20 protein-coding genes and 1 pseudogene are annotated in these 19,169 nt (G+C 68.9%); 15 read left to right on the top strand and 6 right to left on the bottom strand.

Features of this window, described 5'->3' with window-relative positions:
• Positions 1-89 precede the first annotated feature (89 nt).
• The 9 genes from SD455_RS01335 to SD455_RS01295 all read left to right on the top strand — a co-directional run bounded on the left by SD455_RS01335 (position 90) and on the right by SD455_RS01295 (position 7,680).
• Positions 90-377, top strand: a complete 288-nt coding sequence (locus SD455_RS01335) for a hypothetical protein (protein WP_070161518.1) — start codon at positions 90-92, stop codon at positions 375-377.
• Between the two features lie 43 nt (positions 378-420).
• A complete protein-coding gene (locus SD455_RS01330) occupies positions 421-1,023 on the top strand; it encodes a hypothetical protein (RefSeq protein WP_445507023.1) in 603 nt (200 codons plus the stop codon).
• A gap of 202 nt (positions 1,024-1,225) precedes the next feature.
• Positions 1,226-1,990 (top strand): exodeoxyribonuclease III, encoded by a 765-nt coding sequence (locus SD455_RS01325; RefSeq protein WP_396954381.1) that lies wholly within the window; start codon positions 1,226-1,228, stop codon positions 1,988-1,990.
• A 49-nt stretch (positions 1,991-2,039) separates the two neighbouring features.
• On the top strand, positions 2,040-2,321 hold the full coding sequence (locus SD455_RS01320) for an Lrp/AsnC family transcriptional regulator (protein WP_070161514.1): 282 nt from the start codon (positions 2,040-2,042) through the stop codon (positions 2,319-2,321).
• A 26-nt stretch (positions 2,322-2,347) separates the two neighbouring features.
• A complete protein-coding gene (locus tag SD455_RS01315) occupies positions 2,348-3,232 on the top strand; it encodes a tryptophan 2,3-dioxygenase (protein ID WP_070161512.1) in 885 nt (294 codons plus the stop codon).
• 19 nt (positions 3,233-3,251) lie between these two features.
• Entirely contained in the window at positions 3,252-4,580 is a 1,329-nt protein-coding gene (gene kynU / locus SD455_RS01310; RefSeq protein WP_445507022.1) for a kynureninase, read from the top strand.
• Positions 4,577-5,416, top strand: coding sequence for an alpha/beta hydrolase (locus SD455_RS01305; RefSeq protein WP_445507021.1), 840 nt, complete (start codon positions 4,577-4,579; stop codon positions 5,414-5,416). The genes kynU and SD455_RS01305 overlap by 4 nt, the downstream gene beginning before the upstream one ends.
• A 98-nt stretch (positions 5,417-5,514) precedes the next feature.
• Positions 5,515-6,558, top strand: coding sequence for a tryptophan--tRNA ligase (trpS, locus tag SD455_RS01300; protein WP_311026003.1), 1,044 nt, complete (start codon positions 5,515-5,517; stop codon positions 6,556-6,558).
• Positions 6,559-6,594: 36 nt separating this feature from the next.
• Positions 6,595-7,680: a YihY/virulence factor BrkB family protein gene (locus SD455_RS01295; RefSeq protein ID WP_445507020.1), complete on the top strand. Its 1,086-nt coding sequence runs from the start codon at positions 6,595-6,597 to the stop codon at positions 7,678-7,680.
• Positions 7,681-7,780: 100 nt separating this feature from the next.
• On the opposite strand, the gene SD455_RS01290 is transcribed toward SD455_RS01295, so the two are convergent.
• From SD455_RS01290 to sdhC, 5 genes are all read right to left on the bottom strand, one after another.
• Positions 7,781-8,941, bottom strand: a complete 1,161-nt coding sequence (locus SD455_RS01290) for a hypothetical protein (RefSeq protein WP_445507019.1) — start codon at positions 8,939-8,941, stop codon at positions 7,781-7,783.
• A gap of 194 nt (positions 8,942-9,135) precedes the next feature.
• Positions 9,136-9,927 carry a succinate dehydrogenase iron-sulfur subunit gene (locus SD455_RS01285; RefSeq protein WP_070161503.1) on the bottom strand — a complete coding sequence of 264 codons (792 nt, stop codon included), beginning with the start codon at positions 9,925-9,927 and terminating at the stop codon, positions 9,136-9,138.
• A complete protein-coding gene (gene sdhA, locus SD455_RS01280; protein ID WP_070161501.1) occupies positions 9,927-11,714 on the bottom strand; it encodes a succinate dehydrogenase flavoprotein subunit in 1,788 nt (595 codons plus the stop codon). Before sdhA ends, SD455_RS01285 begins: the two co-directional genes overlap by 1 nt.
• Positions 11,715-11,838: 124 nt before the next feature.
• Positions 11,839-12,336 (bottom strand): succinate dehydrogenase hydrophobic membrane anchor subunit, encoded by a 498-nt coding sequence (locus SD455_RS01275; RefSeq protein ID WP_070161499.1) that lies wholly within the window; start codon positions 12,334-12,336, stop codon positions 11,839-11,841.
• A 3-nt stretch (positions 12,337-12,339) separates the two neighbouring features.
• Entirely contained in the window at positions 12,340-12,720 is a 381-nt protein-coding gene (sdhC, locus tag SD455_RS01270; RefSeq protein ID WP_139827581.1) for a succinate dehydrogenase, cytochrome b556 subunit, read from the bottom strand.
• A gap of 519 nt (positions 12,721-13,239) precedes the next feature.
• Between sdhC and SD455_RS01265 the strand changes: the two genes are divergently transcribed.
• The 5 genes from SD455_RS01265 to SD455_RS01245 are packed head-to-tail and all read left to right on the top strand — an operon-like array spanning position 13,240 to position 18,281.
• Complete coding sequence (locus SD455_RS01265) at positions 13,240-14,319, top strand: mannose-1-phosphate guanylyltransferase (protein ID WP_237089936.1); 1,080 nt, start codon at positions 13,240-13,242, stop codon at positions 14,317-14,319.
• Positions 14,309-15,547 carry an amidohydrolase gene (locus SD455_RS01260; protein ID WP_070161494.1) on the top strand — a complete coding sequence of 413 codons (1,239 nt, stop codon included), beginning with the start codon at positions 14,309-14,311 and terminating at the stop codon, positions 15,545-15,547. The genes SD455_RS01265 and SD455_RS01260 overlap by 11 nt, the downstream gene beginning before the upstream one ends.
• A gap of 51 nt (positions 15,548-15,598) precedes the next feature.
• Positions 15,599-16,105: a cytidine deaminase gene (locus SD455_RS01255; protein WP_445507018.1), complete on the top strand. Its 507-nt coding sequence runs from the start codon at positions 15,599-15,601 to the stop codon at positions 16,103-16,105.
• A 59-nt stretch (positions 16,106-16,164) separates the two neighbouring features.
• Positions 16,165-17,520 carry a thymidine phosphorylase gene (locus SD455_RS01250; protein WP_445507017.1) on the top strand — a complete coding sequence of 452 codons (1,356 nt, stop codon included), beginning with the start codon at positions 16,165-16,167 and terminating at the stop codon, positions 17,518-17,520.
• A gap of 35 nt (positions 17,521-17,555) precedes the next feature.
• Positions 17,556-18,281 carry a DedA family protein gene (locus SD455_RS01245; protein ID WP_070161492.1) on the top strand — a complete coding sequence of 242 codons (726 nt, stop codon included), beginning with the start codon at positions 17,556-17,558 and terminating at the stop codon, positions 18,279-18,281.
• Positions 18,282-18,507: 226 nt separating this feature from the next.
• On the opposite strand, the pseudogene SD455_RS01240 reads toward SD455_RS01245, so the two are convergent.
• Positions 18,508-18,837, bottom strand: a pseudogene (locus tag SD455_RS01240) (integrase core domain-containing protein); the annotation flags it as partial.
• A gap of 54 nt (positions 18,838-18,891) precedes the next feature.
• Between SD455_RS01240 and SD455_RS01235 the strand changes: the two are divergent.
• The coding region (locus SD455_RS01235; protein ID WP_445507016.1) for a transposase at positions 18,892-19,169 on the top strand (278 nt) is incomplete at its 3' end.

Here is a 19,169-nt window from a genome sequence, read left to right as displayed (position 1 = left end):
CCCAACCGTGCTGACTCGGGAGATCTTCCCCCGGGTGTGACCCCGGGCCTACACTCACCGGCACAGCCGTCGCCGGTGAAGGAACAGGGGTGAGGGAGATGCTGAGAGCCACGTTGATCCTGGAGGTCCCACGCGGGCTGCTGATCAAACAGGAGGAGCACCACGACAACGACGTCGAGGGCTACACCGGGCAGCACCTGATCCGCGGGGAGGAGGGGTTCACCTTCACAGTGGACCAGTACACCTACTCGCAGCATGAGGAGCACGTCGACATCAGGCTCTCTGAGCCGGTGGACGACGAGGGTCTCCACCGCGATCCCATGCAGGCGCTCCCGAGGCACGGCTGGGAGCACCATCTGACCTGGCCGACCCGCTGACGCGATTCGCCGTCCCACCCCGGTCTCGGAGATAATCGGGACCATGAGTTCGCAGCCTCCTCTCGAATCCGGGTCCACGGGCCGTCGTGCCGACGACGCCCTCCGCAGCTTCGGGCGCCGATCCTCCGGCATCACCTTCGCCGTGATGATCACGGTGCTGCTGGTGGCGCTGGTGTTCGCCGCCAACCAGAACGACGTGATCGGGTGGATCATCGTCGCCATCTCCGCCGGCTGGCTGATCCTCGCCGCGATCCTGGTGACCTCGGTGCGCCGAGGGGCGCAGAAGATGAGCCAGACGCTCGACTCGGCGCGGGCCGACGCCGCCGCGCGCCACAGCCAGGACGCAGGCGGAACCGCCGTCGTGGACGAGGACGCCCACACCCGCAATATGAAGCTGGACCACTCCTTCAAGATCGTGCAGGTCCAGCGCAGGGTCATCGGACAGGAGCTCGCCAAGGGCGAGGAGGCCGACCTGGAGATGGTCGAGCGTGCCCTGGACACCATCGAGATGACCGCGACCAACGGTCGTGACATGCTCGCCGAGCACGTCGGCCGCGGCGGTGAGGAGCAGCGCCGCGGGCGGGAGCAGCGTGACGACCGCCCGCGCGATGACGATCGGCCCATCAGCGGCGAAGTCGTCGACTGAGCCGCACCGGCCGGAGCCGGCGTCGCGGGCCGCGGCGCCGGTGCACACCAGACTGAGCTGACAGACGAGAGGATCCTCCGTGCCTGACGAGACCACCCCCTTCGGCGAGTTCCCGCATCGCGTCGTCGACCCCAAGCCCGAGGGCCTGACCCGCGTGGCGTCGGTGAACGTCAACGGCATCCGCGCCGCCCACCGCAAGGGGATGGGGGAGTGGCTGGCCTCCCGCGACGTCGACATCCTCGCCCTGCAGGAGGTCCGTGCCGACGAGTCCATCGTCACCAAGCTCATCGGAGAGATGACCGAGCCCACAGGCGTGGCATGGCACATCCACGAGGAGGAGGCCGCACAGAAGGGGCGGGCCGGCGTCGCCATCGTCTCCCGCACCGAGCCCACCGAGGTCCGCAGCGGCATCGGCGACGGCCACCCGGAGGACCAGGGCCGGTGGGTGGAGGCGGACTTCACCCTCGGAGACGGCAGCACGCTGACCGTGGTCAGCGTCTACGTGCATTCGGGCGAGGTCGGCTCCGTGAAGCAGGAGCACAAGATGCGGTTCCTGGAGTACATGCGTCACCACCTGCCGCAACTCGCCCGCACCAAGGACCACGTGCTGGTGGTCGGGGACCTCAACGTCGGGCACACCGAGCTCGACATCAAGAACTGGAAGGGCAACGTGAAGAACTCGGGCTTCCTGCCGGAGGAACGGGCGTACTTCGACGGCTACTTCGGCGACGAGGGCGGATACGTCGACGTCGCCCGCACCCTGGCCGGTCCCGTGGAAGGGCCCTACACCTGGTGGTCCTACCGCGGGAAGGCCTTCGACAACGACACCGGCTGGCGCATCGACTACCAGATGGCGACCCCCGCACTCGCGGAGACGGCCGAGAAGTCCGCCGTGGACCGGGCGCTGGACTATTCGCTGCGCTGGTCCGACCATGCGCCCCTCGTGGTGGACTACCGCCTCCCGTAGGCTGAGCGGGCCACCCCACTGATCACGAGAACTCGATGAGGAGCATGCGATGGTCACAGCCTTCGTGATGATCAAGACCGACCCCCAGGGCATCCCGGAGGCCGGCCAGCAGATCGCCGACATCGACGGCGTCCAGGCCGTCTATTCGGTCACCGGACCCTGGGACCTGGTCGCGATGGTCAAGGGCCCCAGCTTCGACGAGCTCGCCGAACTGATCCCGGACCGCATCTCCAAGGTCTCCGGGATCCGGGACACCGAGACCCTGCTGGCGTTCCGCACGTACTCCGATCAGGACCTCGAGGCCGGATTCGCCCTCGGGCTGGACGACTGAGTCCCGGTCCGGGGCAGAGAGGCGCCATGACAGAGTCGTCGACGGCCCGACCCAGTGAGACGGCCGAGCACAACGAACGTGAGCTTGAGGCCGGGATCCACACCGACCTGCGGGACCGCATGACCTACGGGTCCTATCTGGGGCTGGAGCGGCTGCTCTCCGCCCAGCATCCGGTCAGCGAGCCCGAGCACCATGACGAGCTGCTGTTCATCATCCAGCACCAGACCACCGAGCTGTGGCTGAAGCTGGTCATCCATGAGCTGCGCGCCGCCCGGGACCTGATCGCGGCCGATCAGCTGCAGCCCGCGCTGAAGTGCATCGCCCGGGTCAAGCACATCCAGCGGACGCTGACCGAGCAGTGGTCGGTGCTGGCCACGCTCACTCCCAGCGAGTACGCGGAGTTCCGCGACTTCCTGGGCAGCTCCTCGGGATTCCAGTCCTGGCAGTACCGGGCCGTGGAGTTCCTGCTCGGCAACAAGAACGCCGGCATGCTGAAGGTCTTCGACGCCGAGCCCGAGGCACAGCGTCAGCTGGCCGAGCTGTTGGAGCAGCCCAGCATTTATGACGAGTTCATCCGCCATCTGGCCCGCCTGGGGCACCCGGTGCCCCAGGAGCTGCTGGCCCGGGACGTCTCACGGGCCCACACCGCCCACGACGGCCTCACGGAGCTCTTCCGCGGCATCTACGAGGATCGCGAGCAGCACTGGCTGATCTATGAGAGCTGCGAGGAGCTGGTGGACCTGGAGGAGAACTTCCAGACCTGGCGGTTCCGCCACCTGCGCACCGTGATGCGGATCATCGGCGGAAAACCCGGCACCGGCGGCTCCAGCGGGGTCGCGTTCCTGCAGAAGGCACTGGAGCTGACCTTCTTCCCTGAGCTGTTCGCCGTCCGCTCCGAGATCGGACGCTGAGGTCACCGAGGAGATGCCCATGGACGCCCAGCAGCCTACCCAGCACCACGCCCGGCAGCACGCACCAGCCGCAGCGCCGGCCGCCGTCGACCGCGCCGCCGTCGACCGTGCCCTCGTCGACCGTGCCGCCGCGCTCGACGCCGCCGATCCGTTGGCCCACCTCCGGGACGAGTTCGTCCTGGACGAGCAGGTCCGCTCCTACCTGGACGGCAACTCCCTCGGGCGGCCCACCAGGACGGCGGCCGAGCGACTGGGCCGCTTCGCCGTCGAGGAATGGGGCGCTCGGCTGATCCGCGCCTGGGACGAGTCCTGGATGGAGCTGCCGCTGCGCCTCGGGGACCGGATCGCCCGGCTCACCCTGGGAGCCGCCGAGGGGCAGACCTTCGTCGGGGACTCCACCACCGTCATCCTGTACAAGCTGCTGCGCGCCGCCGTCGACGCCCAGGCCGCGGCCGGCCGTCATGAGATCATCCTGGACACCGGTAACTTCCCCACCGACCGGTATCTGCTGGAGGGCATCGCGGCCGAACGCGGCATGACGCTGCGCTGGATCGACACCGACCCGGTGGAGGGCGTGGCCCTGGCAGACGTCGAGGCGCTGCTGGGGGAGCGGACCGCCGTCGTCGTGCTCAGCCACGTGGAGTACCGCTCCGGGCATCTGGCGGATCTTCCGGGCATCACCGCCGCGGCGCACCGGCACGGCGCGCTGGTGCTGTGGGACCTGTGCCATTCGGTCGGGTCGGTGCCGATCACCTTGGACGCCCATGAGGTGGACCTGGCGGTGGGCTGCACCTATAAGTACCTCAACGGCGGCCCGGGCTCCCCGGCCTTCGGCTATGTGGCTCGCCGTCACCTGGGCCGCCTGCGGCAGCCGGTCCAGGGCTGGATGGGCGCGGCAGACCCGTTCGCCATGGGGCCGGAGTATGCCCCGCACCCGGGCATCCGGGGGTTCATCAGCGGCACCCCGCCGGTGACCGGCATGCTCGCCATGGAGGGGATGCTGGACCTCATCGAGCAGGCCGGGATGGAGGCGGTGCGGGAGAAGTCGGTGGCGCTGACGGGCTTCGCCGAGGAGCTGGTGGACGAGCTGCTGACACCGCTGGGCGTGCGTCTCTCCTCCCCACGGGATCCGCAGCGGCGCGGGTCCCACGTCACCGTGGACCACGAGGACTTCGCCGCCGTGCTGCCGCGGCTCTGGTCCCAGGGCGTGATCCCCGACTTCCGGCCTCCGCACGGGCTCCGGCTGGGCCTGTCCCCGCTGTCCACCAGTTTCGCGGAGGTGGAGGTCGGCATCCGCGCCATCCGGGACAGCCTGGTGGAGGTTCGCGACGGCGCAGGGTCGGCATGAGCCGCGCCGGCACGCGCAGGGTCGGCGCGGGACATGACGGTACGACGCCGGCGCAGGGGGAGTCCGCCCAGCTGGCCTCCCTGCTGGCCCGCGGGATCGCCGCCGGGACGCGCCATACCTACGGGGACCGGCCCGATCAGCACCTGGAGCTCTACGGCGACCCGGCCACCGCCGAACAGGGGATCATCCTGATCCACGGCGGGTACTTCCGTCAGCGTGTCGACCTCACCCACGCGCGCCCTCTGGCCGCCGAGCTCGCCGGGGGAGACGCGTCCGGGCGAGGGGGCGCCGTCGTGGCCCTGCTGGAGTACCGGCGGGCCGGCGGAGACGGCGGGCATCCGCGCACGCTGGAGGACGTCAGCACTGCGGTGGCGCACTGTGTCCGGCTGTGGCAGGAGCTCGGGATGCGTCCCGAGGGGGCCGCCGCCCCGCTGATCGCCGGACATTCGGCCGGAGGCTGTCTGGCCCTGGCCTGGGCCACCCACCACGGGGCGGACCTGCCGCAGGCCCGGGTCCGGGCGCTGGCGCCCATCACCGACCTCATCCGTGAGGCGCGCGGTGGGCTCGCCGAGGGCGCGGTGCTCGACTACATGGGTGCGCTCCCGGACGAGGCGCCGGAGGCGTACCGCTGGGAGGATCCGCGCTCGCGGGCCGCGCTGCTGCCGGACGGATTCGACGCGCGGATCATCCATGGCACCGATGACGCCACCGTGGACATCGGATTCTCCCGAGACATGCCGCTGCCGCGCACCGAGCTCGACGGCGCCTGCCACTTCGACGTCATCGACCCGGCGTCGCCGTACTTCGCCGGCGTGCGGGACTGGCTGGCGGGCTGAGGCGCGGTCCGCCCTCGCGGCACCCGACGCGCTGGTAATCTGACGGAGGCAGCGACACACCACGCCAGGGACTCCTGGCACGATCGATGAGGGAGAACATGGCCGAGCAGAGTGCGCAGCTGGTGGGCATCTCCGACGAGCACCGGGTGCTCTCCGGGATGCAGCCCTCCGGAGACTCCCTGCACCTGGGGAACTACGTGGGCGCACTGGTCAACTGGGTGACGATGCAGGAAGACTATGACGCCTTCTTCTTCATCCCGGATCTGCACGGCATCACCGTCCCCCACGACCCGGCGGAGCTGCGGCATCGCACCCGAATGACCGCCGCCCAGTTCCTGGCAGGCGGGATCGACGTCGAGCGCTCCACCCTGTTCGTGCAGTCCCATATGCCGGAGCATGCCCAGCTGGCGTGGGTGCTGACCTGCCTCACCGGTATGGGCGAAGCCTCCCGGATGACCCAGTTCAAGGACAAGTCCGCCAAACAGGGCGCGGACTCCGCCGGAGTGGGTCTGCTGACCTACCCGATGCTCATGGCCGCCGATATCCTGCTCTACCAGCCCGACGGCGTGCCGGTGGGCGATGACCAGAAGCAGCACGTGGAGCTGGCCCGGAACCTGGCCCAGCGGTTCAACCACCGGTTCGGAGAGACCTTCCGGGTCCCGGAGCCCTTCATCCCTCAGGTCGGAGCCCGCATCTATGATCTGCAGGACCCCACCACCAAGATGAGCAAGTCCGCCTCCTCACCGAACGGGCTGCTCAACATCATGGACACGGATAAGAAGATCGCCAAGAAGATCAAGTCCGCGGTCACCGACGACGGCACCGAGATCCGCTTCGACCGGGAGTCCAAGCCGGGGGTGTCGAACCTGCTCAGCATCTATTCGGCGGTCTCCGGAAAGAGCATCGACGAGCTGGTCGAGGAGTACCAGGGGAAGATGTACGGGCACCTCAAGGTGGACCTGGCCGACGCCGTGGTGGCCACGCTGGGACCCATCCGCGACCGTACCCTGGAGCTGCTGGAGGACCCCGCGGAGCTCGACGCGCTGCTCGCCCGCGGTGCGGAGAAGGCACGCGGCATCGCCGGACCGCTGCTGGCCGACGTCTATGAGAAGGTCGGCTTCCTGCCCGCTGCGGGCTCCTGAGGCGGGCGGGCGGCGAGGACCGGAGGTGAGGAGCAGGTGACCACGAACCCTTCCCGCCTCCGGCCGCGGAACTCCCACCACAACGCGCTGCTGCAGTCGGCCCGCACCCGGATCGAGAAGATCGACGACCGCACCGAGGTGCACGCCCGCCCGGACCCGATCGACGCCGCCGCCCTGAAGCAGGAGGAGCTGCGCGCCCGGATGGCGTTCGGCCGTGCCCGCCGCGAGGCCCGGGGCCCCATGGCTGTGGGGATGGCCCTGGTGGAGTGGGGGCTGGCCCGCTGGGCACGGATCCGCCCGGTCCGCGCGCTCAACCTGTTCTTCTTCCACTACGGCACGGTCATGGCCGCCGGTGCCGCGTACATGATGTTCTTCTCCGTGGCTGCCATGCTGGTGGCGGTCTTCTCCGTGGCCGGTCTGGTGATCGGCGGGGACGAGGAGATGCAGGACTTCATCGTGGAGGCCGTCGAGACGGCGGTGCCCGGGGTGATCGACACCGGCGACGGTGGACTGGCCCGGCCGGAGACCCTCTTCGACACCGCCGGGTTCAATGCCGCCCTGGTGGTCTCGCTGATCGTCATGGTGGTCGCCTCGCTGAGCTGGATCCACGGCCTGCGCTCGGGCATCCGCAGCATCTTCGACCGGCCGCTGATGGCCGAGTACATCTGGGTGGTGAAGTCCCGGGACTTCCTGATCATGCTGGTGCTCGGTGCGGTGCTGGCCACCACGACGGCGGCGAACCTGCTGACCACGGTGTTCTTGGACGCCACTCTGGGCTTCTTGGGCTGGGAGGTGCTGGACGGGCCGCTGACGCGGCTGACCACCATCGGAGTGTCCTTCGTGCTGGACGTCCTGGTGGCGGTGCTGCTGATGCGGGTGGCCTCGCGCATCGTCATTCCCGTCTCGGCGCTGTGGCAGGCCGCGATCATCGCCGGGCTGGGGTCCTCGCTGCTGCGACAGCTCTCCACCCAGCTGATCTCCGGGGCCACCGCCAACGAGCTGCTGCTGCCGTTCGCCACGGTGTTGGGGCTCTTCTTCTACTTCTACGTGTTCAGCCTGGTGTACCTGCTGGCCGCCGCCTGGGGCGCCGTCGTCGCGGCTGACCGCTCCTCGACGGCCTGAGCCGCCTCCCCCGACTCGCCCGTCGTGCGCCGCCCAGCACGACACCGAGCGAAAGATCGTCCCTCTATGAGAGATCGTGCCTGTATGGACGGGCGATTTCTCATAGAGAGACGATCTGTGAGGACGGCAGCCGCGGGACGCCGGCGGCACACAGACGCGTGCCGAGTGTGGTGGGGCGTCGCAGGTCCTCCCATCCCCATCGCACCACCGTGCGGCCGGTGCGGCGGATCCCGTCCTCGCGGATCTTCTCTTCATAGACGGCCAGGGCCGCGCTCCGTCCCGTCTGATCCTGCTGGCTGAGGTACTTGATCCGGCCGTCGAACTCTCCGACGACGCCGGCGTCACGCCATTCGAAGTCCAGTCGGGCGTGTCCCGTCTCCAGTGCCACTCGGGTCTGAAGCTCCGGCGTGACGAACCCCAGCTCATGGATCCTCACGCGCGACCATGATTCTCCCGGAGATTCGGCCCGCGGGTCGGCGAATGCGAGACGCCTCTGCAGCAGAGCGCGCCGGCGTCGTGAGCTGACGTGCTCCTTCCACGCGAGAAGCCGACGCCGCGCCTCATCTTCCTCCGTACCTTGCGCCATGAGCCGGGCGAGCACGGCATCGAGGATGACGACGGCGTCCGCGGCGGGTAAGCGGGTCGCTGTGTCCACCGCGGCGAGTTCCAGAGGCTCAGCTCGGTACCCGACGGCAGGGCCCTGGCAGATTCTCAGCGCCGTGGGCGGGAGCATCTGCTGGGGGAGGAGCAGCTCTTCGGCAGATCGCCTGTCCTGCTGGGCCTGAGACCGCATGGCAGAGCGGTGCTGGTCAGGTGGAATCATCGGCTCATGGCGCTGTGTGGGCATGCCCTGCAGAATCGCTGCCCGTGCCGGAGGATGGCGGTGCTTGGCCAGAACGGCGTCAGCGGAGAGCCGGCCCGTCATCGGCGTCTGCCGTGTGATGCGCACGGAACTCCTGCGCATCGTCCGCACGTGGATGCGCTGAGGAGGATGCAGCAGCGGGATGCCGTGCAGAAGCAGGGCGCTGGTGCGGCAGAAGACCGTCTCAGGGTCGGCCAGGGCCGTGGCTGCGATCATCAGGACGGGTCTTTCCCACGGTGCGGCGTCGAGCCATTCCTGCGCGGGGACGTAGACGCCGCGTCGCAGCCTGAGCATGTCGCCCGTCCGCACTCCGTAGCTGAGGTCGGTGCCGGTGTGCAGACCGTCAGGGGTGGGCCGGGCGAGGTGCAGGGGGATCTGGGGCCGGGAGGGGATCTCCATGGAAGCACTCTGCCGCACATCGGCCTGATGCCGCCCACGTTATCCACAGGTCCGGGGGCACCGGCCGCTGGGGGGGGAGGGGCGGCGAAGGAGCAGACGCAGAGGGTGCAGACGCAGAAAGTGCAGACGCCAGGAGGGGCCCGCCGCATCATGCGGCGAGCCCCTCCTGGTGCCTGGGAACGTAGGTCAGCCGGTCACATGGCCCGGGTCAGGATGGCCGTCTTGACCTCCTGGATGGCCTTGGTGACCTCGATCCCGCGCGGGCAGGCGTCCGAGCAGTTGAAGGTGGTGCGGCAGCGCCACACGCCCTCCTTGTCGTTGAGGACCTCCAGGCGCATGTCGCCGGCGTCGTCGCGGGAGTCGAAGATGAAGCGGTGGGCGTTCACGATCGCCGCGGGGCCGAAGTACTGGCCGTCGGTCCAGAACACCGGGCAGGAGGACGTGCAGGCCGCGCACAGGATGCACTTGGTGGTGTCGTCGAACCGCTCGCGGTCCTCCGGGGACTGCAGCCGTTCCGCCGTCGGGGCGGGGGAGTTGTTGACCAGGAACGGCATGATCTCCCGGTAGGACTGGAAGAACGGCTCCATGTCCACGATCAGGTCCTTCTCCACCGGGAGGCCCTTGATCGGCTCCACCGTGATCGGCTTGGAGGTGTCGAGGTCCTTCAGCAGGGTCTTGCAGGCCAGGCGGTTGCGGCCGTTGATGCGCATGGCGTCGGAGCCGCAGATGCCGTGGGCGCAGGAACGACGGAACGTCAGCGAGCCGTCGATCTCCCACTTGACCTTGTGCAGGGCGTCCAGCACACGGTCCGTGCCGTACATGGTCAGGGTCCACTCGTCCCAACGGGCCTCATCCGAGAACTCGGGATCGTAGCGGCGCACCTTCAGGGTGATGTCGAAGCTGGGGATCTCCCCGCCTCCGCCCGAGCTCTGGGCGAGATCGACCTTGGAGGCAGGCTCTGCGACGTCTTGGGTGGGGGTGCTCATCAGTACTTTCGCTCCATCGGCTCGTAGCGGGTGAAGACGACCGGCTTGGTCTCGAAGCGGATGCCCTTCGTGCCCTCGGTCTCCGCCTCGGGGTCCTGGTAGAGCATCGAGTGCAGCATGAAGTTCTCGTCGTCGCGGTCGGGGAAGTCCTCGCGGTAGTGACCTCCGCGGGACTCCTGCCGGTGCAGCGCGGCCACGGTCATGACCTCGGCCATGTCCAGCAGGAAGCCGAGCTCCACGGCCTCGAGCAGGTCGAGGTTGAACCGGCGGCCCTTGTCCTGGATCTGCACCTGCTGGTAACGCTCCCGCAGGTTCTCGATGACGCCGAGGGCCTCCTTGATGGTCTCCTCGGAACGGAACACCTGCATGTTGGCGTCCATGGTCTCCTGGAGCTCGGCACGGATGGCGGCCACCCGCTCTCCGCCGTTGCCGTTGCGGACCGTGGCGAGCATCTCCTCGGTGCGGGCGGTCGGGTTCTCCGGCAGCTCCACGAACTCGGCGGTGGAGGCGTACTCGGCGGCGGCGATGCCGGCGCGCTTGCCGAACACGTTGATGTCCAGCAGGGAGTTGGTGCCCAGACGGTTGGACCCGTGGACGGAGACGCAGGCGACCTCGCCGGCGGCGTAGAGGCCGGGGACGGTGGTGTCGTTGTCCTGCAGCACCTCGGAGGTCACCGTGGTGGGCACGCCGCCCATGGCGTAGTGGCAGGTGGGGAACACCGGAACCGGCTCCGTGTACGGCTCCACACCGAGGTAGGTGCGGGCGAACTCGGTGATGTCCGGCAGCTTGGCGTCGATGTGCGCCGGCTCCAGGTGGGTCAGGTCCAGCAGCACGTAGTCCTTGTTCGGGCCGCAGCCGCGCCCCTCCCGCACCTCGTTGGCCATGGACCGGGCGACGATGTCACGCGGGGCCAGGTCCTTGATGGTGGGGGCGTAGCGCTCCATGAAGCGTTCACCCTCGGAGTTGCGCAGGATGCCGCCCTCACCGCGGGCCGCCTCGGAGAGCAGAATGCCCAGCCCGGCCAGTCCGGTCGGGTGGAACTGCACGAACTCCATGTCCTCCAGCGGGATGCCGGCGCGGTAGGCGATGGCCATGCCGTCCCCGGTCAGCGTGTGCGCGTTGGAGGTGGTCTTGAAGATCTTGCCCAACCCGCCGGTGGCGAACACCACGGACTTGGCCTGGAAGACGTGGATCTCACCGTTGGCGAGGTCGTAGGAGACGACGCCGGCGACGCGCTTCTGCTTGTAGGGGGTGCCGTCCTCGCGGGTGGCGTCCTCCTCCACGGTGAGCAGGTCCAGCACGTAGTACTCGTTGTGGAACTCCACGTTGTGCTTGACGCAGTTCTGGTAGAGCGTCTGCAGGATCATGTGGCCGGTGCGGTCGGCCGCATAGCAGGCGCGGCGCACGGCGGCCTTGCCGTGGTCGCGCGTGTGGCCGCCGAAGCGACGCTGGTCGATCTTGCCCTCGGGGGTGCGGTTGAAGGGCAGCCCCATCTTCTCCAGGTCGAGGACGGCGTCGATGGCCTCCTTGGCCATGACCTCGGCCGCGTCCTGGTCGACCAGGTAGTCACCGCCCTTGACGGTGTCGAAGGTGTGCCACTCCCAGTTGTCCTCCTCGACGTTCGCGAGGGCGGCGCACATGCCGCCCTGGGCGGCGCCGGTGTGGGAGCGGGTCGGATAGAGCTTCGTCAGCACGGCGGTGTGGGCGCGCTGGCCGGATTCGATGGCGGCGCGCATCCCCGCGCCGCCGGCGCCGACGATGACGACGTCATACTTGTGAACCTGCATCAGCTTGGGTGTCTCTCTTCGGTCGGAAGTGGTGGAGGCGTCTCGGACGGGGCCCGCGCTCCCCGCCGTCGTCGTGCCCTGGGCGGAGCCCGGGGTCAGCCCGGCGGGGAGGGGCGCTCGTCGATCAGTTCGGGCAGACCGCCCGCGGCAGCGGCTCGCCGGTGGTGCTGTCCAGCAGGCACGGCTCGAAGGTGAAGATCACCATGGTGCCCAGGATGATGATCACCGTGCTGCCGATGTAGAGGATCGACTTCAGCCACAGGCGGGTCGAGTCCTTCTCGGCGTAGTCGTTGATGATGGTGCGCATGCCGTTGGTGCCGTGCAGCATGGCCAGCCAGAGCATGGTCAGGTCCCAGAACTGCCAGACCGGGTTGGCCCACTTGCCGGCGACGAAGCCGAAGTCGACCTGGTGGATGCCGTCACCCACCATGAGGTTCACCCACAGGTGCACGAAGATGAGCACCACCAGGGCGATGCCGGAGACGCGCATGAAGACCCAGGCGGCCATCTCGAAGCTGCCGGAGGTCGTCTTGCTGCGCAGGTACTTGGGGTCCACTCGTCCCGAGCGGGGGGCCTCGATGCCCTGTGCCGGGAGGACTGCTTCAGAGTTGGTGGCGGTCATCGATCAGTTCCACCCTTCCAGGAAGAGCATCAGGTGACGGGCGCTGAAGGCGACCATCGTCACGATCCAGAGGGCGAGCACGCCCCAGAGCATCTGCTTGTGGTAGCGCGTGCCCTTCTTCCAGAAGTCCACCAGGATGATCCGCAGACCGTTGAAGGCGTGGAAGACGATCGCGCCGACCAGGCCGATCTCGCCCATGATCATGATGGGGTTCTTATAGGCGCCGATGACGGCATCGTAGGCCTCCGGAGACACGCGCACGAGCGAAGTGTCGAGCACGTGGACCAGGAGGAAGAAGAAGATGCCGACGCCGGTGATCCTGTGGCCGACCCAGGACCACATGCCTTCTCGGCCCCTGTACAGGGTGCCTTTGGATTGCGTCACGTGTGTAAACCTCCCTGCATCGTCGCATGGCGTTCCGCCCGCCCTTCCTTGGGTGCGCATCTGATCGCAGTTGGCGGAGCGGATGTGTGTGACGCCTGTGCGAGTGCGATCTACGTACCAGGGTAAGCCACCGTCGCCGGTGACGCGGGCGTCGGCACATTCCTGGACGCAATGTTGCGCGGATCATCGTAGACCTTCCGCCCGGGAGGAGATGAATCATGACCTTCGCCACAGGACGGACCGCCAATATTTCTACGTGACGTAGAAATTCGACTTTCCCGGGGGCGCGAGAGCGGCCACAGGAAGGGATGCGGGCCCGAGAGGGAGGCTCACGTCGCTCCGGGCGGGAGAGGACCCGCAGCGCCGGAACGGGCCGATGTCGCCGGACACGTCTACCCTGGGGGAGTGACTTTCGCACATGATGCCTCTCTGGCCGGGGCCGAGGCCCGGCACGCCGGGGACCACGACGCCGTCGCGGCCTCTGCTGCGCCCCCCGTCAGCTTCGAGCGCTTCTACACCGTGATCCCCGCCGGAGGCGTGGGCACCCGGCTGTGGCCGCTCTCGCGCGCGAACGCGCCGAAGTTCCTGCATGACCTTACGGGCTCCGGCACCACCCTGATCCGGGGCACCTACGAGCGGCTGGCTCCGCTGACCGGGGAACGCGTGGTGGTGGTCACCGGTGAGCAGCACCGGGACGCGGTGCGCGCCCAGCTGCCCGAGGTGGACGAGGACGATCTGGTCCTCGAGCCCTCGCCGAAGGACTCTGCGGCCGCAATCGGACTGGCCGCGGCGATCCTGCACCGGCGCAGTCCGGACATCATCATGGGGTCCTTTGCCGCCGACCAGGTCATCGCCCCGGTGGACGCCTTCCAGGCGGCCGTCCGGGAGGCCGTCGCCACGGCGGCCACCGGCAAGATCGTGACCATCGGGATCACCCCCACCCATCCCTCCACCGCCTTCGGCTACATCCGCCGCGGGGAGCGGCTCGAGGTGGACCACGCGCCGAGCGCTCGTCAGGTGGCCGAGTTCGTGGAGAAGCCGGGGGAGGCGCGGGCCGCCCAGTACGTGGCCGACGGCGACTACCTGTGGAACGCGGGAATGTTCGTGGCCCCGGTGGGGCTGCTGCTGCAGCATCTGCGGGCCGCCGAGCCGCAGCTGCACGCCGGTCTGGTGGAGATCGCCGAGGCCTGGGGCACATCGCGGCAGGACGAGGTCATGCAGCGGATCTGGCCGTCGTTGCCGAAGACCGCCATCGACTATGCCGTGGCGGAGCCGGCCGCCGACGCCGGGGACGTGGCCGTCATCCCCGGGGACTTCACCTGGGACGACGTCGGCGACTTCGCCGCCATCGCCCGACTGAACCCCGCGCATGAGCAGGATGAGATGACCGTGCTGGGAGAGAAAGCACGCGTCTATTCGGACCAGTCCAGCGGCGTGGTGGTCTCCGACACCCAGCGGGTCGTCGCGCTCATCGGCGTCCAGGACATCGTGGTGGTGGACACCGAGGACGCCCTGCTGGTGACCACCACCGATCACGCCCAGTCCGTCAAGCAGGCGGTGGAGGCGCTGCGTGAGAAGGGAGACTCCGATGTCCTCTAGCCCTGTCACCACCGATGAGGCGCTCCACGGGGCGGCCGCCGTCGTCGAGGACCTGGAGCCCCGGCTGCTGGCCATGCGCCGGGAGATCCACTCCCATCCGGAGCTCTCCTGGCAGGAGGTGGAGACCACGAACCGGATCGCCGCCTGGCTGCGGGAGGTCGGACTGGAGCCGCAGATGCTGCCGGAGACCACCGGGCTGTTCGTCGACGTCGGCGACGGGCCGCTGGTCGCCGGATTCCGCGGGGACATCGACGCGCTGCCGGTCACCGAGCTGACGGACCTGGACTACGCCTCGCAGCACCCCGACGTCGCCCACGCCTGCGGCCATGACATCCACACCACCGTCATGCTGGGGCTGGCACTGAGCCTGCAGCGGCTGCACGACGAGCGGCCCCATGGGTTGGGCGGCAGCGTGCGGATCATCTTCCAACCGGCGGAGGAGACCATGCCCGGCGGCGCGCTGGAGGTGATCCGTCGCGGCGTGCTGGAGCCGGTGCCGCGGGTCTTCGCGCTGCACGCGGACCCGCGCATCGACGTGGAGACCATCGGCACCCGCATCGGTGCGATCACGTCGGCGGCCGACGTGGTGCGCATCGAGGTCACCGGCCGCGGCGGACACACCTCCCGGCCACACCTGACCGAGGACGTGGTCTCCGCCCTGGCGCACATCGCCACCACCGCCCCCAGCGTGCTGTCCCGCCGGGTGGACGTCCGCTCAGCGGTCTCCCTGGTGTGGGGCCAGATCCAGGCCGGCAGCGCGCACAACGCCATCCCGTCGACCGGCACGCTGGTGGGCACCATGCGGGTCCTCGACGCCGAGGCCTGGCGCGGTGCCGGAGAGCTGCTGGAGGAGATCATCGGCCAATGCGCGGCACCCTTCGGCGTGGACGTCGCCCTGGAGCATGTCCGGGGCGTGCCGCCGGTGAACAACGCCGAGGCGGAGACCATGCTGCTGGAGGAGTGCGGACGGGCCATGCTGGGCGCCGACGCCGTCGAACTGGCCCCGCAGTCCATGGGCGGAGAGGACTTCGCCTGGATGACCCAGGAACGGCCCGGAGCGATGTTCCGGCTGGGAACCCGCACCCCCGGCGGGGAGGACTTCGACCTCCACCGCGGAGACTACGCCCCGGACGAGCGGGCGCTGGCGGTCGGCACCAAGGTCATGGTCGCCACGGCGCTGCGCTGCCTGGCCGCCGGGCCGTCCGGAGCCTTCGGCAGGACCTCATGACGCCACCCGCCCCGGTCCACTCCCTGTCCGTACCACCCGTAGGATGACCCCATGAACGTCGATCACCCCCGCGACTCCGCCGAGCGCTCGACAGATCCGGCCGGCGGCCCTTCCGCGGAGCATGAGGATCTGGACTTCACCGGCAGCCTCCGGCTGGCCCCCGGCGGGGGCTCCGTGGACTGGGATGCATTGCACACCCAGGCGCGGATCGCCATGACCAAGGCCTATGTGCCGTACTCGAAGTACCCGGTGGGAGCGGCGGGGCTGCTGGACACCGGCAGCATCGTCTCCGGCTGCAATGTGGAGAACGCCTCCTACGGGCTGACGCTGTGTGCGGAATGCACCATGGTGGGCCAGCTGCAGATGTCCGGAGGCGGCCGTCTGGTGGCGTTCACCTGCGTCAATGGCGACGGCGAGCCGATCACCCCGTGCGGCAGGTGCCGTCAGCTGCTCCATGAGTTCGCCGCCGAGACGCTGTTCATCCGGACCGCGGACGGCGTGACCACGCTGCAGGACCTTCTGCCGCAGGCCTTCGGCCCGTGGGACCTCGAGGACTGAGCCCTCCCGCGCCGCCCTGTCCGATCCACGACACCGTCCACTCGAGAGGACACCTCCCCATGACCTCTGACGTCACCTCCGCACCGACCGGCTTCGACCCGCAGGCCTTCGACGTCGTCGACCTGATCCGCACCAAGCGCGACGGCGGGGTGCTCTCCTCGGCGGAGATCGACTGGGTGATCGCCGCCTACACCGCCGGCCGGGTGGCCGATGAGCAGATGTCGGCCATGGCCATGGCGATCCTGCTGCGCGGCATGGGCCGGGACGAGATCTCCTCGTGGACCCGGGCGATGATCGCCTCGGGGGAGCGGATGGACTTCTCCTCGCTGACCACTGCCGACGGCGCCCGCCGCCGCACGGCGGACAAGCACTCCACCGGCGGGGTAGGGGACAAGATCACCCTGCCGCTGGCTCCGCTGGTAGCGAGCTTCGGGGTGCCGGTGCCGCAGCTCTCCGGCCGCGGCCTGGGCCACACCGGCGGCACGCTGGACAAGCTGGAGGCCATCCCCGGCTGGCGGGCGTCGCTGAGCAATGAGGAGATGCTCGCCCAGCTGGACGACGTCGGCGCGGTGATCTGCGCGGCCGGAGCCGGGCTGGCACCGGCGGACAAGAAGCTCTATGCCTTGCGGGACGTCACCGGCACCGTGGAGGCGATCCCGCTGATCGCCAGTTCCATCATGTCCAAGAAGATCGCCGAGGGCACCGATGCGCTCGTGCTGGACGTGAAGGTCGGCTCCGGTGCCTTCATGAAGTCCCGCGAGGACGCCGAGGAACTGGCCCGCACCATGGTCGCCCTGGGCACCGACGCCGGAGTGGCGACCACCGCCCTGATCACGGCCATGGAGACCCCTCTGGGACTGACTGCCGGCAATGCCATCGAAGTTCAGGAGTCGGTGGAGGTGCTCGCCGGGGGCGGACCGTCCGACGTCGTGGAGCTGACCGTGGCACTGGCGCAGGAGATGCTCACCGCCGCCGGGGTTCCGGATGCGGACCCTGCGGAGGCGCTGCAGGACGGACGGGCCATGGACACCTGGCGGCGGATGATCGCCGCCCAGGGCGGCGATCCGGACGCGGACCTGCCGACTGCGGCGCATCAGCACACGGTGACCGCAGGGGTCTCCGGGACGGTGACCCGGATGGATGCGATGGCGGTGGGCCTGGCCGCCTGGCGTCTGGGGGCGGGGCGCGCCCGCAAGGAGGACGCCGTGCAGGCCGGAGCTGGGGTGCGTATGCACGTCAAGCCCGGTGAGGTGGTCCAGGAGGGCCAGCCGCTGTTCACGCTGCTCACCGATGAGGAATCGCGGATGGCCCGTGCCGAGGAGGCGCTGCAGGGAGCGGTCGACGTCGATGCGGAGGGTGGTCCGGTGGAGCTCGGGGACCTGGTGCTGGACCGCATCAGCGCCGAGGACCTCTAAGCGGCACCGGCCGCGGCGCTGCTGAGGGGACCCCGATGACGCGTTTCCAGGAGTGGAGCGAGTTCTTCAACGCGCTGGTCATCGAGGTGGCCTCCGGCTGGTGGACCCTTCTGGGCCTCGGGGGCTTCGTCTTCATCAATGGGGTCTTCCCGCCGCTGCCGTCGGATTCGCTGATCATCACACTCGGCTCGGTCCAGGACCAGCCGGGGACGCCCTGGTGGCTGTGGGTGATCCTGGTGGCAGCAGGCGCCGCCGTGCTGGGTGACTTCGTGGCCTACCTGTTGGGCCGACGGATCGGCACCGATCGGTGGGCATGGCTGCGTCGCCCGGCGATGCAGCGGACCCTGACCTGGTCCCGCCATGAGCTGGACAAACGGGGAGTGCTGCTGATCTTCGTGGGTCGCTTCATCCCGGGCGCGCGGGTGGCGATCAATTTCGTGGCCGGGTCCACTCGGTACTCCAAGCGACGGTTCCTGCTGATCGACGCGGTCGCCTCCCTCGTCTGGGCGAGCTGGCTCATCGTGCTGGGTGCAGTGGGCACCGAGCTGCTGGGCAGCCAGCTGCTGGCGATGCTGGTGGGCATCGGGGTGGCGGTGCTGCTGGGTCTGCTCTGCGACCGGCTCTTCCGCCTGCTGTCCGTCTGGCTCGATCGCAAGGGTGTGCACATCGACCCGGAGGGCTATCAGGACACCGGTGTCATCGAGGTGGAGCGGCCGATCCGGCTGCGGCGACACCATCGGGAGCACGACGACGAGGGGTGACCGGGCTCTCCGAGCGCTGACGGTGGGTCGGTTTGACGGACACGGTCATGTCGGTGTGAGCTGTTCGGGGTGAGCAGCAGGCCAGGGGGGACTGGTCTGCTCACGTACTGGTCGAGTCCTGAACGGGAGGGAACGGGCGTTGGTCTTCTACGACGTCAACGTGTCGCAGTGCATCACGATCTTCGGTGCGGCAGAGGATGAACCGCCCTGGGTTCTGTTCCGGTCTTTATGCGGGTGCCCGGGCGGGCTCGTGTGATTGATAGTAGGCGGCCTCGGCCTCTGCTGGGGTGCGATAGTCGAGCGCTTCGTGCAGGCGCTGCGTGTTCCACCAGTTGACCCAGTTCATGGTCTGGAACTCGACCTCGGTCGTCGAAGGCCAGGCGGGTCGAGCGTGGATGAGTTCGGCCTTGTAGAGGCCGTTCACGGCCTCAGCGAGGGCGTTGTCATAGCTGTCTCCGACGGTGCCGACCGAACCGGTGATCCCGACCTCGGCGAGGCGTTCGGAGTAGCGGATGGACACGTACTGACTCCCGCGATCGGAATGATGCACGAGCCCATCTAGGGCGTGTTGCTAAAGGGTGGAGCGTCGGTCGTCGGCGAGTCTGTCCTTGTGGCACGCAGAGAGATATCTGACGAGACCTGGGCAGTGATCGGCCCGTTGTTCCCGGAGGCGAAGTCCACCGGCAGGCCTCCGGTGGATCCACGTACAGTCGTCGAGGCTGCCGCCTGGCGGTACAGGACCGGCTCACCTTGGCGGGAGATCCCGGAGAGGTTCGGCAGCTGGAACACGATCTATAAGAACTTCTCTCGGTGGGCCTCGCAGGGCGTCTGGGCCCGAGTGCTCGAGACGGTGCAGTCGCTGACTCACCAGCGCGGGGAGCTGGACTG

It is taken from the genome of Nesterenkonia sp. K-15-9-6 (assembly GCF_052656005.1).
This window is presented reverse-complemented; position numbering and strand designations above follow the sequence as displayed.

Coding starts and splice junctions, on each gene's coding strand:
- SD455_RS01330 (WP_445507023.1), top strand. CDS start 421: ATGAGTTCGCAGCCTCCTCTCGAATCCGGGTCCACGGGCCGTCGTGCC.
- SD455_RS01325 (WP_396954381.1), top strand. CDS start 1,226: ATGGGGGAGTGGCTGGCCTCCCGCGACGTCGACATCCTCGCCCTGCAG.
- SD455_RS01320 (WP_070161514.1), top strand. CDS start 2,040: ATGGTCACAGCCTTCGTGATGATCAAGACCGACCCCCAGGGCATCCCG.
- SD455_RS01315 (WP_070161512.1), top strand. CDS start 2,348: ATGACAGAGTCGTCGACGGCCCGACCCAGTGAGACGGCCGAGCACAAC.
- kynU (WP_445507022.1), top strand. CDS start 3,252: ATGGACGCCCAGCAGCCTACCCAGCACCACGCCCGGCAGCACGCACCA.
- SD455_RS01305 (WP_445507021.1), top strand. CDS start 4,577: ATGAGCCGCGCCGGCACGCGCAGGGTCGGCGCGGGACATGACGGTACG.
- trpS (WP_311026003.1), top strand. CDS start 5,515: ATGGCCGAGCAGAGTGCGCAGCTGGTGGGCATCTCCGACGAGCACCGG.
- SD455_RS01290 (WP_445507019.1), bottom strand. CDS start 8,941: ATGGAGATCCCCTCCCGGCCCCAGATCCCCCTGCACCTCGCCCGGCCC.
- SD455_RS01285 (WP_070161503.1), bottom strand. CDS start 9,927: ATGAGCACCCCCACCCAAGACGTCGCAGAGCCTGCCTCCAAGGTCGAT.
- sdhA (WP_070161501.1), bottom strand. CDS start 11,714: ATGCAGGTTCACAAGTATGACGTCGTCATCGTCGGCGCCGGCGGCGCG.
- SD455_RS01275 (WP_070161499.1), bottom strand. CDS start 12,336: ATGACCGCCACCAACTCTGAAGCAGTCCTCCCGGCACAGGGCATCGAG.
- SD455_RS01260 (WP_070161494.1), top strand. CDS start 14,309: ATGTCCTCTAGCCCTGTCACCACCGATGAGGCGCTCCACGGGGCGGCC.
- SD455_RS01255 (WP_445507018.1), top strand. CDS start 15,599: ATGAACGTCGATCACCCCCGCGACTCCGCCGAGCGCTCGACAGATCCG.
- SD455_RS01250 (WP_445507017.1), top strand. CDS start 16,165: ATGACCTCTGACGTCACCTCCGCACCGACCGGCTTCGACCCGCAGGCC.
- SD455_RS01245 (WP_070161492.1), top strand. CDS start 17,556: ATGACGCGTTTCCAGGAGTGGAGCGAGTTCTTCAACGCGCTGGTCATC.